Below are 17304 nucleotides of genomic sequence, written 5' to 3'. Positions count from 1 at the left end.
TGCAAAAACGCAAAACCGCCAGCGGCCTTGTCAGCACGGATTGACAAGCATTTTTGTAATACAATTATGCCTGACAGACAGTGTGATAGCGTAAAGTCCGTCGAATACTATGCCAAATAAGGTAGATTGCTCCGATGCCAGAACCCTTTCCTGCCGCGACCTCAGTGCCGGCCGGACGCCTTGCCCGCGTCCAGATGTTCAGCCGGCTCCTGTATCAAGATAAAACCCCGGTAACCGTACTCGCCATGGCCGCTCTCGTCGGTACCCTGGTGGGCGGGGTGGGCGTGGCATTTGAAAAAACGGTTGACTGGATGCTCGCCTGCCGTATCGCCGCCCTGGCCGACTTGCCGCAGCGCTGGCTGGTGCTGGTGCCGGCTGCGTTTTTTGCCTCAGGGGCGTTGGCCATGATCGGCTATTACCTGGTGCGAAAATATGCGCCCGAGGCGGGAGGCTCAGGTATTCCGGAAATTGAAGGCGCGCTGGAGGAACTGCGTCCGGTGCGGTGGTGGCGGGTGATCCCGGTTAAGTTTTTCGGCGGCATGGGTACGCTCGGCGCGGGCATGGTGCTGGGGCGCGAGGGACCGACGGTCCAATTGGGGGGAAATATCGGTCGCATGGTGCTGGATATGGTTGGCATGCGCAGCGCCGAGGCCCGGCATTCCCTGCTGGCAGCCGGCGCGGCGGCGGGATTAACGGCGGCGTTTAACGCGCCCCTGGCGGGGATCCTGTTTATCCTGGAAGAGATGCGGCCGCAGTTTCGCTATAACCTGATTTCAGTCAAGGCGGTATTTATCGGCGTTATCATGTCGAGCATCGTATTTCGCCTGTGCAACGGCGATCGTTCGGTCATCGACGTCGGCAGGCTGGCCGGCGCGCCGGTCGGTACTCTCTGGCTTTACCTGGTGCTGGGAATGCTGTTCGGCGTGGTGGGCGTGGTATTCAATACATTGATATTCCGCGCGCAAGATATGTTTTTACGCCTGCATGGCGGCAAATGCGCCAGATTTGTGATCATCGGCGGCATACTCGGCGGCCTGTGCGGTATTTTGGGTCTGATGCATCCCGAGGCTGCCGGCGGTGGTTTTGCCCTGATTCCCCTGGCAGCGGCGGGGCATTTTACCGCCGGCACCTTGTTGTTTATCTTTCTGGCCCGTATGTTGACGACCCTGTTGTGTTTCGGTTCCGGTGCGCCGGGCGGCATTTTTGCGCCCATGCTGGCGCTGGGAACCTTATTGGGCACGGCTTTCGGCATGATCGGCTGCCAATTATTTCCTGAGTATGCCTTGCAGCCCGGCACTTTTGCGATTGCGGGCATGGGAGCCTTATTTGCCGCCTCGGTGCGCGCGCCCTTGACCGGGATCGTGCTGGTGCTGGAAATGACCGACAATTATCAATTAATATTGCCGATGATTATCACCTGTCTGGGCGCAACGCTGCTGGCTCAGTTTTTAGGCGGCAAACCGCTCTATTCAGCAATCCTTGCCCGTACCTTGCAACGACAAACGCCCCCGCTGCCGGCGGATGCGCGATCGCACGCAGCGATAAACAAAATATCCTGAATGCGCAATACTTGAACGTAATTGACAGGTAGCGGATAATGAACATCCACATCGGGTTGTTATGCCTTCAGCCTGATGATTCTGGTTGGCGCGTTGGGAGTAGAGTAATGAGTGAAACTGCGGTACTGCCTTTACAATTTACCGATTCAGCGGCGAAAAAAGTGAAGCATCTGATAGCGGATGAAGAGAACCCGAACCTGAAATTGCGGGTTTATATCACCGGCGGTGGCTGTAGCGGCTTCCAGTATGGTTTTACTTTTGACGATAAAATCAACGAAGACGATTTGACCATTGAAAAACAAGGCGTTGCGCTGGTGGTAGACCCCATGAGCCTGCAATACCTGATCGGCGGTTCGGTGGATTATACCGAAGGGCTGGAAGGATCACGTTTTATCGTGACCAACCCGAACGCCAAGACCACCTGCGGCTGCGGATCGTCGTTCAGTATCTAAACCCCCGTCGGCACGCGTTCGATGATACCGGTACGGCGCGCCGCACCGGTTTTTTTATGTCCGCGTTTCGAGCGCGCGGGTCGGGCCGTTTATTTCCGGTCCTCAAGCGCAAAGGTCGGCAGCTTCAGATGCCAGCGGATTGCCGCCAGCCGGATGCCGAGCGTTATCGCCATGCCCAATACCGACGCGTGCTGGGCGCTGAGGTGGAAAACATGGAAAGCGGTGGTGTGGGCGATGCCGCCGATAATGCAGGCGGTGGCGTAAACCTCGGTACGCAGTATCATCGGGATTTCCCGCGCCAGCACATCCCGGATAATGCCGCCGCCCACGCCGGTGATAACGCCCATGCATACCGCGATCAGCGGGCCGGTGCCGCTGGCGAACGCCTTGTTGACGCCGATGCCGACAAATACCGCCAGGCCGATGGCGTCCAGCACCGGCAGGATCCATGTCGGCAGTTGGCGGGGTTGCCTTATCACCAGTATGGCGACAAAACAGGTGACCATCGCCACCACCAGATCGGTGGGATCCCGCACCCAAAACACCGGGCCATTATTCAGCGCCATATCCCGGATGGTGCCGCCGCCCACCGCGGTGACCACCCCCAGCACCAGCACCCCGAACGGGTCCATGCGTAATTTGCCGGCCAGCAGCACCCCGGACACGGCGAATACCGCCGTGCCGAGCACATCAAGAAAACCGAGCATCAGCGCGCTCCCGTGGCGGCGGCATCCGCCAGTTGCCGGCACAGCGCCTGCGCCGCCAGCAAAATGCGTGGCCCGCTGCGGTTAAACCAATCCTCGTTCAGCGCTATCACCGGCACGTCCAGCTGCGGCTGCCAAAAGTTCCTGATGGCGGTGACGCGCTCCTCGCCGCCGGCGACGACAATCACCTGCGGTTTACGGCCCAAGACCTGTTCGCGGCCCACCTGCGGCCAGGGAACCGGGCTGTCGGCAAAGATATTGCGCGCGCCGCACAGCGCCAGAATCTGGCTTTGCAGCGTCTGCTTGCCGGCGGTAAACAACGGCTGGGTGCCGAACTGCATGAACACCCGCGCCGGCGGATTGCCGGCGTAGCGGCGTTTCAGGTCCGCCGCCTGCTGGCGCACGGCGCGGGCGGCCTGGTGAGCCTGTTCGGGATGGGGGCTGTAGCGCGCCAGGCCATCAAGCGCGCGCGCCATATCTTCCACGCTCAGCGGATCGAGATAGACAATCGGGATACCGAAGGCGGCCAATTGATCCAGTTCACGCTGCGGATTGCCGCCGCGCCAGGCCAGGATAAGATCCGGCTTTAGCGCCAGCACCCGCTCTACGTTGATGCCCTGCCAGGAGGCGACCTGCTCGAGCTTTTGCGCGGCGGGAGGATAATCGGACCAACTGCTTACCGCCACCAGGACTTCTCCCATGCCGGCGGCATACGCCATTTCGGTGGCGTGGGGCGCCAGGCTGACGACCCGATGCGCCGCCCAGGCCGGCGGGGCGGCCAACAGCGCCAGCAGCAACGCGGCCAGGCCGCGCGCGCGGCTATCGCGCCGGGCCCGCGATCCCAGGGCCGATGCGTGCTTACGGATAGCAAACCAGGCCGGCAGCAGCATGGCCAGCGCATGCCTGCGGATAATAAACCAAGTCGGCGCCGGCATGGCCAGTGCGCGCGTAGGGATAGCCGGGCGCGTCACCCGGATGGGCGACATTACTGCCGCTGTCCGGCCAGGGTCTGCAGCATGGCCGCCACCAGGCGGCTGGACTGTTTGGCCGCCACCGCCAGGAATTCGTCAAAGCTAAGGTGAGACGCCTTGTCCGCCACATCGGAAATGGCGCGCACCACCACGAACGGCACCGCGAACTGGTGGCATACGTGGGCAATGGCCGTGGCTTCCATTTCCACCGCGATAGCCTGGGGAAAGGTGGCGCGGATACGGCTCAGGGGCTCGGCGCCGTTGATAAACGCGTCGCCGCTGACCACCAGGCCGCGCACGGCGTGCTGATCCAGCCGGGCGATGCAGCTCTCCGCCAGCGCGATCAGCGACGCGTCCGCGGCGAAGGCCGCCGGGCACTGCGCCATTTGCCCCGGTGCGTAACCAAAGGCGGTGACATCCACATCGTGGTAACGCACCTCGTCGGACACGACGATGTCCCCGACATTCAGGGATGCGTCCAGACCGCCGGCGGAACCGGTGTTGATAACATAATCCGGCTGGAAATGATCCAGCAGCAGCGTGGTGCCGAGCGCGGCCGAGACCTTGCCGATACCGGATTTCACCAAGGCCACGTCAACGCCCTGGAGCCGGCCGCTGTAAATATCGCATCCCGCCTGCTGCCAGGTGGTGCGGCCTTCCATCTGGTCGCGCAGCAGGGCCACTTCCTGTTCCATCGCGCCGATAATGCCTACTCTCATCTGGTTGTCCTTCTGGTTAAGAAACAGTGGATAATAAATAGTGAATAGTAATGTAACCGTTTAATTGCCGCCGCCATTCTATCACGGCCGCGGCCGGGAAATAATTGTCGCCGCTGTTGCATTTAGCGGCGGGTATGGGTATCACGGTATAAGAAATCATCCCGGGGAACATGATGTCCGCAATCGACTTTAGCAAGAAACTCAGTTTTCAGCGCCCGTTCAGCCATCCCATCGTCGCCGAGGATGAATATAGCGTCATCCGCCAGTTTGAAAGCGATCGGGGGCGGATTATCAATTCCGCCGCCATTCGCCGCCTGCAGCAGAAAACCCAGGTCTTTCCCCTGGAACGCAACGCGGCGGTGCGCTCCCGGCTGACCCACTCCATGGAGGTGCAACAGGTCGGACGGCATATCGTCAAAGAAATCTTCCACCAGCTCAAACGCGAGCGGCGCATCGCGCCGCTGGGGCTGGAGCAGTTGGAGGCGCCGTTTGAAAGCATCGTGGAAATGGCGTGCCTGATGCATGATATCGGCAATCCCCCGTTCGGTCATTTCGGCGAGGCGGCCATCAACGACTGGTTCAGCCAGCGCCTGGACATCGCCGGCCTGGGCAATGAGGCCCAGGGTAACGATCGTTGCCGGGTCGAGGTATTGCGCCTGCGCGCCGGCGAGGATGACGACAACGCGCTGCGCAGCCGTATCCGGCTCGATTTGTGTCATTTCGAAGGCAATGCCCAGGCCATCCGCATGGTGCACAGCCTGCTGAAGCTGAACCTGACCTATGCCCAGGTGGGCTGTATTTTAAAATATACCCGTCCGGCCTATTGGCGCGGCGCGATACCGGCCGAATTCAGCTATCTGATGAAAAAACCGGGCTACTATCTTGCCGAGGAAGAGTATGTCAAAGCGTTGCGCGAACAGCTGGGGCTGGGGGAATTTCATCGCTTCCCGCTGACGTATATCATGGAAGCCGCCGACGATATTTCTTATTGCATCGCCGATCTCGAAGATGCGGTGGAAAAAAAGATCTTTACCGTCGAACAGCTTTATAACTACCTGCAACAAGAATGGGGCGGCGTGGAGAAAGGCGATTTATTTGAAAAGGTGGTCGGCCAGGCATTCGATAAGATAATGCGCAACCAGGGGCTGCGCAGCGGCGATCAGTTTTTTATGTATTTGCGGGTAAATACCGTGGCACGGCTGGTGCCCCATGCGGCAAAACGGTTTCTCGATAATCTGTCGCCGATATTCGACGGATGCTTTAACCAGGCGCTGCTGGAAGATTCCAGTCCGGCTTACCGCTTATTGAAAATATTCAAAGGCGTGGCCTTCAAACATGTGTTCAACCATCCGGAAGTAGAACAGCTGGAATTACAGGGCTACCGGGTTATCAGCGGCCTGCTGGAAATCTACAACCCCCTGCTGGATATGCCGCTGGCGGCGTTTCGCGAGCTGGCGGCGCAGGATGACCACCGGGACTACATGATCCCCACCCGCCTGTTTCATAAATTATCCACCAAACATCGTCTGGCTTATGGTGAAGCGGTAGCCGGGTTAAATCGCTACCCGTCGCGCCAGCAGCCCATGATGGAATTTTATTATCGGGCGCGTTTAATTCAGGACTATATTAGCGGCATGACCGATCTTTATGCCTGGGATGAATACCGCCGCTTAATGGCCGCGGAGTAAGTCAGGGTTAGCGCAGTATTTGTAAATACGCCCAATACTTTTTTACCATTATGGTTTTTTTGCTACTGAACTTCGGGTTATTTGATTAATCTCACAGATACGACCACAGCAATGGGTCCGCATCATTACCTGATACTTACAGTTGAGACAATGTTAAATGAAAAAAACTTCTTTGGTCCTGAGTGCGCTGGCATTGTGTCTGGGTGTGGCGCTGGCGCCTGTTTCATTGTATGCGGCGGAAACCGCCTCGACCAATCAGCAGCTCCCAAGCCTGGCGCCGATGCTGGAAAAAGTCATGCCATCGGTGGTCAGCATCAGCGTCGAAGGCAGCACCGCCGTCAGTTCGGCGCGCGTGCCCGAGCAGTTCCAGCAGTTCTTTGGCCAGGATTCCCCGCTGTGCCAGGAAGGGTCGCCTTTCCAGGCGTCGCCCCTGTGCCAGGGCGGCGATGAGGACGGCGGCGGCGACGGCGAGGGCAATACCCCGCCGGCCAAGGAAAAATTCATGGCGCTGGGCGCGGGTGTGATTATCGATGCCCAGAAAGGCTACGTGGTGACCAACAATCATGTGGTCAACGACGCCACTAAAATCCAGGTGCAGCTGTATGACGGCCGCCGATTCGACGCCAAGATCATCGGCCGCGATCCCCGTTCCGATCTGGCGCTGGTGCAGCTGATCGACTTTAAAAACCTCACCGCCATCAAGATGGCCGATTCGGACCAGCTGCGGGTCGGCGATTATACCGTGGCCATCGGCAACCCTTACGGCCTGGGGGAAACCGCCACCTCGGGTATTGTGTCCGCGCTGGGGCGCAGCGGGCTGAATATTGAAAACTATGAAAACTTTATCCAGACCGATGCCGCCATCAACCGGGGCAACTCGGGCGGGGCGCTGGTTAACCTCAACGGTGAGCTTATCGGCATCAATACCGCCATACTGGCGCCGGACGGCGGCAATATCGGTATCGGCTTCGCCATTCCCAGCAACATGGTGAAAAACCTGACGGCGCAGCTGGTGGCCTATGGCCAGGTCAGGCGCGGCGAAATCGGCATTCTCGGCACCGAGCTCAATCCGGAGCTGGCCAAGGCGATGAAAGTCGACGCCCAGCGCGGCGCGTTTGTCAGCCAGGTGATGCCTAAATCCGCCGCCGAAAAGGCCGGGGTGAAAGCCGGCGATGTCATCGTCACCATGAACGGCCGGCCCATCAACAGCTTTGCCGCGTTCCGGGCGGATGTCAGCTCGCAGCCGGTCGGCACCAAGGTCCAGCTCGGCCTGCTGCGCGACGGCAAGCCGGTAACCGTCGATGTGATCCTGGAGCAGAGCACCCAGCCGCAGCTTGATTCGGGCAATGTCTTTACCGGCATCGAAGGCGCGGAATTGAGCAACATGGATACCGGCGATCAGCAGGGCGTCAAGGTGGACAATGTCAAGGCGGGCAGCACCGCGGCGAAAGTCGGCCTGAAGAAGGGCGATATCATCCTGGGCGTCAACCAGCAGCCGGTGCAGAATATCGGCGAACTGCGTAAAATCCTGGATGCCAAGCCGCCGATACTGGCGTTAAACGTCAAACGCGGCGATACCACGCTTTACCTGCTGGCGCAGTAATCCCCCGCGTCCGGCTCTCGCCACCAAGACGGCGTCATCACGACGCCGTCTTTTTTTGCCCGAAAGAATGTGATATCCCGCACAAAATAAGCGAGCAAGATCACGCTTTGTGCTTCTGCACAATGTATGAGCGCCAGCACCCGGGTATAATAGGGCAAAGGGCTTAACAGAACCGAGGCGGGGATGGCAACGTATCATCTTGATGCGAAATTGGCGCAAGAAATTGTGGCAAGAACGATGCAGATTATCGACAGCAATATCAACGTGATGGATGCGCGCGGCCGCATTATCGGCAGCGGCGATGAAGAGCGGGTCGGTGAACTGCACGAAGGCGCGTTATTGGCCCTGTCGCAGGCCCGGGTCGTGGATATCGACGACGGCGTGGCCCGGCATTTGCACGGGGTACGGCCCGGTATCAACCTCCCGCTGAAAATCGACGGCAATATCGTCGGCGTTATCGGCCTGACCGGCAATCCCAGTCAACTGCGGCAGTATGGCGAGCTGGTCTGCATGACGGCGGAAATGATGCTGGAGCAGGCGCGCTTGCTGCATATGCTGGCGCAGGACAGCCGGCTGCGCGAGGAACTGGTGCTGAATTTAATCCGCGCCGAGGAAGTCACGCCGGCGCTGATCGAATGGGCCCAGCGGCTGGGCATCGATATCAACCAGCCCAGGGTGGCGGCGGTGGTGGAGGTGGACAGCGGGCAGTTCGGCGTCGACAGCGCCATGGCGGAGCTGCAGCAGCTGCAAACGCTGCTCACCACGCCGGAGCGCGATAACCTGATCGCCATCGTATCGCTGACGGAAATGGTGGTGCTGAAACCCGCGCTGAACAGCCACGGGCGCTGGGATGCCGAAGAGCATCGTCGGCGGGTGGATACGCTGTTTTCGCGCATGACCGAAAGCAGCCGCCTGCGGGTACGTATCGCCCTGGGCAATTTTTTCCCCGGCGCCGGCGGTATTGCGCGCTCCTGGCGTACCGCGCGCACCACCATGTCGGTGGGCAAGCAGCGGCTGCCCGAGCAGCGCCGTTATTTTTATCCCGATCTGATGCTGCCGGTACTGCTCGACAGCCTGCGCGGCGGCTGGCAGGCCAGCGAGCTGGTGCGCCCGCTGGCAAAACTCAAGGCCATGGATAACAACGGCCTGCTGCGCCGCACGTTGATTGCCTGGTTCCGCCATAACGTTCAGCCCACGCCTACCTCCAAGGCGCTGTTTATCCACCGCAACACCCTGGAGTACCGCCTCAACCGCATTTCGGAAATGACCGGCCTGGATCTGGCCAATTTTGACGATCGGCTGCTGCTCTACGTGGCGCTGCAGCTGGATGACGAAGCCTGATCCCATCGTCCGCGGCCCACCCCATGTCGCCGGCAAACTCAGGGTACGGCCGGCCGTACCCTGGATGGGTTAACGCAGCATCGCCGGCCGTTTCCGGTCAAAGGTCCAGCCGGGAATCAGATACTGCATCGCCTGCGCGTCATTGCGCGCGCCGGACGGCATGCGCTTGTAAAGCTCATGCTGCCGTTCGATTTGCGCCATATCGATTTCCACGCCGAGCCCCGGTTTACCGTTGAGTGTGATCGCGCCGTCGACGATTTGCAGCGGTTCTTTGGTCAGATGCTCGCCTTCCTGCCAAATCCAGTGGGTATCCAGCGCGGTGGGCTTGCCCGGCGCGGCCGCGCCGACATGGATAAACATCGCCAGCGAAATATCAAAATGGTTATTGGAATGACAGCCCCAGGTCAGGCCCCATTCATCGCACAGCTGCGCCACGCGTATCGCGCCCTGCAGGGTCCAGAAATGCGGGTCGGCCAGCGGAATATCAATGGCGTTAAGCTGTACCGCGTGGTTTAGCTCGCGCCAGTTGGTGGCAATCATATTGGTCGCCACCGGCAGCCCGGTGGCCCGTTTGAATTCCGCCATCACCTCGCGCCCGGAAAAGCCCTGCTCGGCGCCGCAGGGGTCCTCGGCATAGGCCAGCACGCCGCGCATATCCTGGCACAAATCGATGGCTTCCCTAAGCGACCAGGCGCCGTTGGGGTCGATGGTAATACGCGCGTCCGGAAACCGCCTGGCCAGCGCCGTCACGGTCTCTATTTCGCTGGCGCCGGCCAGCACGCCGCCCTTGAGTTTGAAATCCTTGAAGCCATAACGATCCTGCGCGGCTTCCGCCTGGCGCACCAGGGCGTCGGTGGTCATGGCCGTCTCGCGGCGCAGCCGGTACCAGTCATGGGACGGCCGGCTGGGCCCGGCCTGATAGGGCAGGTCGGTCAGGCTCCTGTCGCCGACATAAAACAAATAGCCCAGCACAGGCACGCTGTCGCGCTGCTTACCAGGACCGAGCAGCTCCGCCACCGGCACGCCGAGATGTTGGCCCATCAGATCCAGCAGCGCGGCCTCGAGAGCGGCCACCGCGTTTACCCGCAGTTCAAAGGTCCAGGCGCCCTGGGCGAAAGAATCAAAATCGTTGCTGACATGCCCCTGGTGCACGTCGTGCACGATGCGGTTAAGCGTCGCCAGCGGCTGGCCCACCACCCGTTGCCGGGCGGCCAGCAGCGTGTTTAAAATCACCTCGCCGCCCGGGGCCTCGCCGACGCCGGTATGCCCGGCATTGTCGGTAAGGATGACAATATTGCGGGTAAAATAAGCGCCGTGGGCGCCGCCGATATTCATCAGCATGCTGTCATGGCCCGCGACCGGGATAACCTGCATGGCGGTCACCGTCGGCGCACCGTTAAAATCGCTGTGATCCATTCCCTACTCCTGCGGTTGCAAACTGCTATGTCAAAAAAAACCTTACGCCGTCAGCGGCTTAAGCACCAGGCGTTGAATCTTGCCCACGATAAACAGATAACTCAAAATCACCACCAGGCCGTTGGCGGCGACATAAATCAGGGCGCCGTCAAAGGATCCGGTTTTATTCAGGATATAACCGATGACAATCGGCGTGGTGATGGCGCCGATTTGCGTCACCAGGTTCAGTACGCCGCCGCTCAGGCCGACGATTTCTTTCGGCGCGGTGTCCGCGTTGACCGTCCAGCCCAGCGCGCCGATGCCTTTGCCGAAGAACGCCAGCGACATGGCCGCCACCACCACCACGTCGGAAGTGGTGTAGTTGCAAATCACCATACTGGTGCACATCAGCATGCCGATAATGATCGGCGTCTTGCGCGCCACCGACAGCGAAAATCCTTTGTTAAGCAGATAATCGGAGAAAATACCGCCGAGCACGCCGCCGATACAGCCGCAGATAGCTGGCAGCGCGGCGACAAAACCGGCCTGCAGGATGGACATGCCGCGTCCCTTCACCAGATAGATGGGGAACCAGGACAAGAAGAACCAGGTGATGGCGTTAACGCAATAGTTGGCCAGGTAAATACCCAGCAGCATCCGGCTGGAAAGCAGCTGCTTGATATACCCCATCTGCGGTCCGGCCTCGGTTTTCTGGTGGGCCGCCGCGTTATCCATATCCACCAGGCCGCCGCCGGCGCGGATATACTCCAGCTCCTGCTTGCTGACCTTCGGGTGGTCGAGCGGGCTGTACATGGTCTTGAACCAGACCAGGGACAGCACCACGCCCACCACGCCCATGACGATAAATACGTATTCCCAGCTTACTTCCTGGGTAATCCATCCCAACAGCGGATTGAAGATCACCAGCGCGGCATACTGGGAAATATTAAATATCGCCGAGGCGGTGCCGCGTTCCCTGACCGGGAACCAGGCGGAGACGATGCGGCTGTTGGCCGGCATCACCGGCGCCTCGGCGAACCCGACCATAAAGCGCAGGATAAACAGCATCATCGCCGCGGAGGCGAAGAAGTGCACAAACCCCTGCATAAAGGTAAATATCGACCAGATCAGAATGGCGGCGCCATAGATGATTTTTGAACCAAACCGATCCAGCAGCCAGCCGCCAGGCAGCTGCGCCAGGGTATAAGCCCAGCCGAACGCCGAGAAGATATAGCCCATTTGCAGCGGGTCGAGCCCCAGGTCGGCGGCGACGTGTGGACCGGCAATGGACAGGGTGGAACGGTCGGCGTAATTAACCGTACTGATGATAAACAGGATTGCCAGGATCCAAAACCTGGAGCGGGTTTTGTGGGTGGCGACGGAAATTGAGTTTTCGGCCATGATTCCTCTTCCCGGTAGGGGAATGTGATCGGGATATCGGGTACGTGGGTAGGGCGTCCCGCGTTGCTTTATAGCTATTATCGTCTTATGGTAGCGCTGACATTTTTGTGGCCGATGACTTCCGGCACGGGTAAGCAAGAGCTGAGTATAAGGGGAAGGGGTTGGCTGTACATTGTGCTGATGACTGAATGAAAAGTGGCAAAACAAGGGGTTTTAAGGCGAACGAACAGGGCGATGTGACCTGGGTCGAAGATCCAGGGAAACTTGTGATCGGTATAACATATCAGTGCAAGCGACTGTCGGTCCTTTTTTAAAATGACGTTTCATTTCAAGAAGTTATTATTTTTGCCGTTTCAGGATCGGGGTCACATAAAAGAATCCCGATTAGTGAGATGGCTCACGGCAGGTCATTAAAACGGCAATTTCAGTCCAGATTCTTCGTCAAGGCTTATGCATCTGCATAATGTCAGGGGCTTGCCATGACGTTATAGTCATGCCAGCGTTTCCGTTTGCGACGGTTCTCCGTCTCCGTATTGTGCCCTTTGCCAAGGAAAAAATATGACTCCTGTTATCACCACGATGCAAGTCATCCCGGTTGCCGGCCATGACAGCATGTTGCTTAACCTCAGTGGCGCCCATGGCCCGTTTTTCACCCGCAATATCGTTATTCTTACCGACAACGCCGGGCATACCGGCGTGGGTGAAATCCCAGGCGGAGAAAAAATACGCCAGACCCTGGAGGACGCCGCCGCGCTGGTGGTCGGCCAGCCCCTGGGCGAATATAAAAATGTCATGAGCGCCGTGCGCCGGCAATACGCCGATCGGGATGTCGCCGGCCGGGGCCAGCAGACGTTCGATTTGCGCATTACCATTCATGTCGTCACCGGCATCGAGGCGGCGATGCTTGACCTGCTGGGCCAGTTCCTGGAAGTGCCGGTGGCGGCGCTGCTGGGCGAGGGGCAACAGCGCGACGAGGTGGAAATGCTCGGCTACCTGTTTTATATCGGCGATCGCCTGCGTACCGATTTACCTTACCGCAGCCAGGCGGATGAGACCTGTGATTGGTATCGGCTGCGGCATGAACAGGCGCTGACGCCGGCGGCGGTGGTGCGGCTGGCCGAATCCGCCTATGAAAAATACGGTTTTAATGATTTCAAGCTCAAGGGCGGGGTGCTGGCCGGGCAGGAGGAAGCCGCGGCGGTTACCGCCCTTGCGGCGCGTTTTCCCCAGGCGCGCATCACCCTGGACCCCAACGGCGCCTGGTCGCTCGCCGAAGCTATCGCCCTGGGCAAACAACTGCGCGGGGTGCTGGCCTATGCCGAGGATCCCTGCGGCGCCGAGCAGGGCTTTTCCGGCCGCGAGGTGATGGCGGAGTTCAAGCGCGCCACCGGCCTGCCCACCGCCACCAATATGATCGCCACCGACTGGCGGCAAATGGGGCATACCCTGGCGCTGCAATCGGTGGACATTCCCTTAGCCGATCCGCACTTCTGGACAATGCAGGGGTCGGTACGGGTGGCGCAGCTGTGCCACGAATGGGGCCTGACCTGGGGCTCTCATTCCAACAATCATTTCGATATTTCGCTGGCGATGTTCACCCACGTGGCGGCCGCCGCGCCGGGAAACATCACCGCCATCGATACCCACTGGATCTGGCAGGAAGGGGACCAGCGCCTGACCAGGGAGCCGCTGCAAATCGTCGGCGGTAAAGTCAAGGTGCCGGAAAAACCGGGGCTCGGTATTGAACTGGATAGGGATCAGCTGATGAAGGGCAATGCGCTCTATCAGCAACATGGCCTTGGCGCGCGTGACGACGGCATCGCCATGCAATACCTGATCCCCAATTGGCGCTTCGATAATAAACGTCCGGCACTGGTGCGTTAGTGGTGCGTTAGCGCTGGGCGGCGCCCCGGTCCGCCTTGGGCGTGGGCGCCGTGGCGACAGCCGCAGGCTAATCCTGGGGTAAAAAAAAAAGGCCGGGAGCGATTCCCGGCCAACCTATCAAAGTTCATTCACACATAGCAAAGGGTGGTTCAGTGGTGGTAAGGGTAATCAGGTCACCGGCGCCGGGTTGAATACCGACAGGGCGTTATGAATGCCCCATTGATCGGACCAGGTTTTTTTGCGGCCGCTGGCGATATCCAGGATCAGTTCAAACAATTGCCAGCCCACGTCTTCAATGGTTGCCCTGCCGGTGGCGATGGAACCGGCGCTGATATCCATCAAATCAAACCAGCGGTCGGCCAGCGCGTCGCGCGTCGCCATCTTGATCACCGGCACGGCCACCAAACCATAGGGTGTGCCGCGCCCGGTGGTAAATACCTGTATGGTGATGCCGGAGGCAAGCTGCTGGGTACCGCAAATAAAATCACTGGCGGGGGTGGCGGCGAAAATCAGCCCCTTTTTCGTCGGACGCTGGCCGGGGGAGAGCACCTCCACAATGGCGCTGGTGCCTGATTTGGCGATGGAACCGAGCGATTTCTCAACAATATTGGCCAAACCGCCTTTTTTATTGCCCGGGGTGGTATTGGCGCTGCGATCGCTTTTACCATCGTCAAGGTAATTATCATACCAGGCCATTTCCTCCAGCAACCGGCGTCCCACCTGTTCGTCAGCCGCCCGCGGCGTCAGCAGGTGGATGGCGTCGCGCACTTCGGTCACTTCCGAAAACATCACCGTCGCGCCGCAGCGCACCAGCAGATCGGAGGCAAAGCCCACCGCCGGATTGGCGGTTACGCCGGAGAACGCATCGCTGCCGCCGCACTGCGTGCCCACCACCAGATCGGATACCGGGCAGGTTTGACGCTGGCGGGTGTTCAGACGCTGCAGATGATCTTCCGCTACCTGCAGAATATCATCCACCATGGACTTGAAGCCCACGTGTTTTTCGTCCTGGAGACGGGTGATGCTCACCCCCGGGCGTTCCACCGCGATGGGAATTTGATCCTCGGTACCGGCCAGCAGGCGTTCGGGCGGCAATTTTTCGCAGCCCAGGCCGATCACCATGATTTCGCCGCCGAAATTCGGGTTGAGGGAGATATTATGGATGGTGCGAATCGGCACCACCGCGGCGGGCGCATTAATGGCCACGCCGCAGCCGTACAGATGGCTTAGCCCGACCACGCCGTCGACGTTGGGGTATTTTGGCAACAGATCGCGTTCAATCAGTTTCACCACGTATTCAACCACGCCGGCCACGCATTGTACGCTGGTGGTAATGCCCAGCAGGTTTTTAGTGCCGACGCTGCCGTCGGCATTCCGGTATCCTTCGAAGGTATAGCCCTCCAGCGGCGGCAACGTCGGCGGGACCTTGGTGGCCAGCGGCAGGGTTTCCAGCGCCGGGGCCTTGGGCATCTCGACCAGCGATTCATCAATCCAGCTGCCCTGTTTGATTTCACGCAAGGCATAGCCAATCACTTCGCCATAACGGACGATATCGCCGCCGATAGCGATATCGCGCAGGGCGACTTTATGCCCTTGCGGAACATGCTCGATTAATTTCAAGCCGTCCGCGAATTGAGTGCCGGCCGGCAAACCATTATTGTTCACGATAATCGCGACGTTATCGTCGACGTGAACTTTGATATACAATGCCTTTTCCGCATTGGTCATTATTGTTGATGACATAAACGTCTCCGCAAATACTAATCTGTTGTTATAACCCGAACCAGCGTTCAGCCAGGATAACAATACGGGTGATGAGGATATTATATGCGGAATAGGGGCACTTCTCATTGTGCAAATGCACGATTTTATAGCGGCTATACCCGGGATTTATTTGTCATATGTTCAGTATAATGTGATAAAGGTCACCCTTCATTCGCGGCAGAATCCACGCCAAAAAATAACGTGACGACCGTCGTGCTTTCACGTGCTCATGTCCAAAAAATCGGTTATTTTAGGCTTAATTGTTGTGCTTATGCACAGTGCCATTTTTCACGATGGTTTTTATACTATGCAGGTCAGTTAAATAAGACACCAACCGGCCTACCGGTGAAATAAAAAGACTCTTACGAGAAAATATTAACTCACGATAAAAAAGCGCAACGCAAAAAATAGTGTGGTAATGATTTTTTGTGTTCCCGAAGTTTATCGCCTGATTAGAGCGTATTCAATGAGCACGACACCTCTGGTTTCAAGTAGAACAAAAACACATGTTCGTTATGTGATTTTATTAATTATCTTCCTGGTCACCGCGGTTAACTACGCCGATCGGGCAACCCTGTCCATTGCCGGTTCCGATGTCGCCAAGACGCTGGGGCTGGACGCCGGGCAAATGGGGCAGATATTCGCCGCGTTTGGCTGGGCTTACCTTATTATGCAAATTCCCGGCGGCTGGCTGCTGGACCGTTTCGGGTCCAAACGCGTTTATACCTACAGCCTGTTTTTCTGGTCGCTGTTTACGCTGCTGCAGGGATTCGTCGGCTTTTTCCCGGTGGCTTACGCGGCGATGACGCTGTTTATCCTGCGCTTTATGCTGGGTTTCTCCGAGGCGCCGTCTTTCCCGGCCAATGCGCGCATCGTCGCCGCCTGGTTCCCCACCATTGAACGCGGCACCGCGTCGGCGATTTTTAACTCGGCGCAGTATTTCGCCCTGGCGATATTTTCTCCCATCCTGGGCTGGCTGACCTATGCCTGGGGATGGGAACATGTCTTCACCGTCATGGGCGTGCTGGGTTTCATCATGACGATGGTGTGGATCAAATATATTCAAAACCCGAATAAACACCCCCGCGTTTCGCAGCAGGAGCTGGATTACATCGCCGCCGGCGGCGCCATGGTCGATATGGACACGCCGAGAGACGGTAAAAAAGACGGCCCGCGCTGGGATTATGTCAAACAGATGCTGACCAACCGCATGATGCTCGGCGTATTTTTCGGCCAGTATTTCATCAACAGTATTACTTGGTTCTTCCTGACCTGGTTCCCGATTTACCTGGTGCAGGATAAGGGCATGTCCATCCTGAAAGTGGGCCTGATTGCCTCGATCCCGGCGTTGTTCGGTTTTGCCGGCGGCGTCCTGGGCGGCGTGGTTTCCGATATTCTGATCAAGCGCGGCCACTCGCTGACCGTGGCACGTAAGATACCGATCGTCGTGGGCATGCTGCTGGCCACCAGCATTATCCTGTGCAACTACACCAACAATACGGTCATCGTGGTGGCGCTGATGGCGCTGGCGTTCTTCGGCAAAGGCTTCGGCGCCCTGGGCTGGCCGGTGATTTCCGATACTGCGCCGAAAGAAGTGATCGGCCTGTGCGGCGGCATATTCAATGTGTTCGGCAACGTGGCTTCCATCGTTACGCCGCTGGCTATCGGTTATATGGTCAAGGAATTGCATTCATTCAACGCCGCGCTGATCTTTGTCGGCTGTTCCGCCCTGGCGGCCATGCTGTGCTACCTGGTGGTGGTCGGCGAAATCAAGCGACTGGTGCTGGTTAAATCCTGATATCGCGGGCCCGGCGTTTTGGGGC

13 protein-coding genes are annotated in these 17304 nt (G+C 58.7%); 7 read left to right on the top strand and 6 right to left on the bottom strand.

Annotated features, from left to right (window positions below):
• The first annotated feature begins 194 nt into the window (after positions 1 to 194).
• Together clcA and erpA are read left to right on the top strand one after the other, a co-directional pair.
• The gene (clcA, locus tag ACL2XN_RS12685) at positions 195 to 1559 is read left to right on the top strand and encodes a H(+)/Cl(-) exchange transporter ClcA (RefSeq protein WP_410016617.1); all 1365 of its coding nucleotides are present in this window, start codon (positions 195 to 197) and stop codon (positions 1557 to 1559) included.
• 107 nt (positions 1560 to 1666) lie between these two features.
• Entirely contained in the window at positions 1667 to 2011 is a 345-nt protein-coding gene (gene erpA, locus ACL2XN_RS12680) for an iron-sulfur cluster insertion protein ErpA (RefSeq protein WP_162363924.1), read from the top strand.
• An 89-nt stretch (positions 2012 to 2100) separates the two neighbouring features.
• On the opposite strand, the gene ACL2XN_RS12675 is transcribed toward erpA, so the two are convergent.
• From ACL2XN_RS12675 to mtnN, 3 genes are read right to left on the bottom strand one after another with little or no spacing between them, the layout of a single operon-like run.
• The gene (locus ACL2XN_RS12675; protein WP_410016372.1) at positions 2101 to 2718 is read right to left on the bottom strand and encodes a TRIC cation channel family protein; all 618 of its coding nucleotides are present in this window, start codon (positions 2716 to 2718) and stop codon (positions 2101 to 2103) included.
• A complete protein-coding gene (btuF, locus tag ACL2XN_RS12670; protein WP_410016371.1) occupies positions 2718 to 3701 on the bottom strand; it encodes a vitamin B12 ABC transporter substrate-binding protein BtuF in 984 nt (327 codons plus the stop codon). The genes ACL2XN_RS12675 and btuF overlap by 1 nt, the downstream gene beginning before the upstream one ends.
• Positions 3701 to 4405, bottom strand: coding sequence for a 5'-methylthioadenosine/S-adenosylhomocysteine nucleosidase (gene mtnN / locus ACL2XN_RS12665; RefSeq protein ID WP_413730918.1), 705 nt, complete (start codon positions 4403 to 4405; stop codon positions 3701 to 3703). The genes btuF and mtnN overlap by 1 nt, the downstream gene beginning before the upstream one ends.
• Before the next feature lie 173 nt (positions 4406 to 4578).
• Here mtnN and dgt point away from each other — a divergent pair, with 173 nt between their 5' ends.
• The 3 genes from dgt (at position 4579) to ACL2XN_RS12650 (ending at position 9037) form a co-directional block, all read left to right on the top strand.
• The gene (gene dgt / locus ACL2XN_RS12660; RefSeq protein ID WP_413723547.1) at positions 4579 to 6093 is read left to right on the top strand and encodes a dGTPase; all 1515 of its coding nucleotides are present in this window, start codon (positions 4579 to 4581) and stop codon (positions 6091 to 6093) included.
• A 157-nt stretch (positions 6094 to 6250) separates the two neighbouring features.
• Positions 6251 to 7696: a serine endoprotease DegP gene (gene degP / locus ACL2XN_RS12655; protein ID WP_410016369.1), complete on the top strand. Its 1446-nt coding sequence runs from the start codon at positions 6251 to 6253 to the stop codon at positions 7694 to 7696.
• Positions 7697 to 7879: 183 nt separating this feature from the next.
• Positions 7880 to 9037, top strand: a complete 1158-nt coding sequence (locus ACL2XN_RS12650; protein ID WP_410016368.1) for a CdaR family transcriptional regulator — start codon at positions 7880 to 7882, stop codon at positions 9035 to 9037.
• A gap of 69 nt (positions 9038 to 9106) precedes the next feature.
• On the opposite strand, the gene ACL2XN_RS12645 is transcribed toward ACL2XN_RS12650, so the two are convergent.
• A complete protein-coding gene (locus tag ACL2XN_RS12645) occupies positions 9107 to 10453 on the bottom strand; it encodes an enolase C-terminal domain-like protein (RefSeq protein WP_410016367.1) in 1347 nt (448 codons plus the stop codon).
• 42 nt (positions 10454 to 10495) lie between these two features.
• Positions 10496 to 11833, bottom strand: coding sequence for an MFS transporter (locus ACL2XN_RS12640; RefSeq protein ID WP_410016366.1), 1338 nt, complete (start codon positions 11831 to 11833; stop codon positions 10496 to 10498).
• A 558-nt stretch (positions 11834 to 12391) separates the two neighbouring features.
• On the opposite strand from ACL2XN_RS12640, the gene gudD reads away from it, so the two are divergent.
• Entirely contained in the window at positions 12392 to 13717 is a 1326-nt protein-coding gene (gene gudD, locus ACL2XN_RS12635; RefSeq protein ID WP_413730917.1) for a glucarate dehydratase, read from the top strand.
• Positions 13718 to 13885: 168 nt separating this feature from the next.
• Here the strand turns inward: gudD and garD are convergent, their stop codons facing one another.
• Positions 13886 to 15460, bottom strand: coding sequence for a galactarate dehydratase (garD, locus tag ACL2XN_RS12630; RefSeq protein WP_410016364.1), 1575 nt, complete (start codon positions 15458 to 15460; stop codon positions 13886 to 13888).
• 487 nt (positions 15461 to 15947) lie between these two features.
• On the opposite strand from garD, the gene ACL2XN_RS12625 reads away from it, so the two are divergent.
• Positions 15948 to 17279 carry an MFS transporter gene (locus ACL2XN_RS12625; protein ID WP_410016363.1) on the top strand — a complete coding sequence of 444 codons (1332 nt, stop codon included), beginning with the start codon at positions 15948 to 15950 and terminating at the stop codon, positions 17277 to 17279.
• Positions 17280 to 17304: the final 25 nt, after the last annotated feature.

It is taken from the genome of Sodalis sp. RH22 (assembly GCF_047324165.1).
GTDB lineage: Bacteria > Pseudomonadota > Gammaproteobacteria > Enterobacterales > Enterobacteriaceae > Acerihabitans.
The sequence above is the reverse complement of the archived record's forward strand: the minus strand, read 5'-3'. Positions and strand labels throughout refer to the sequence as shown.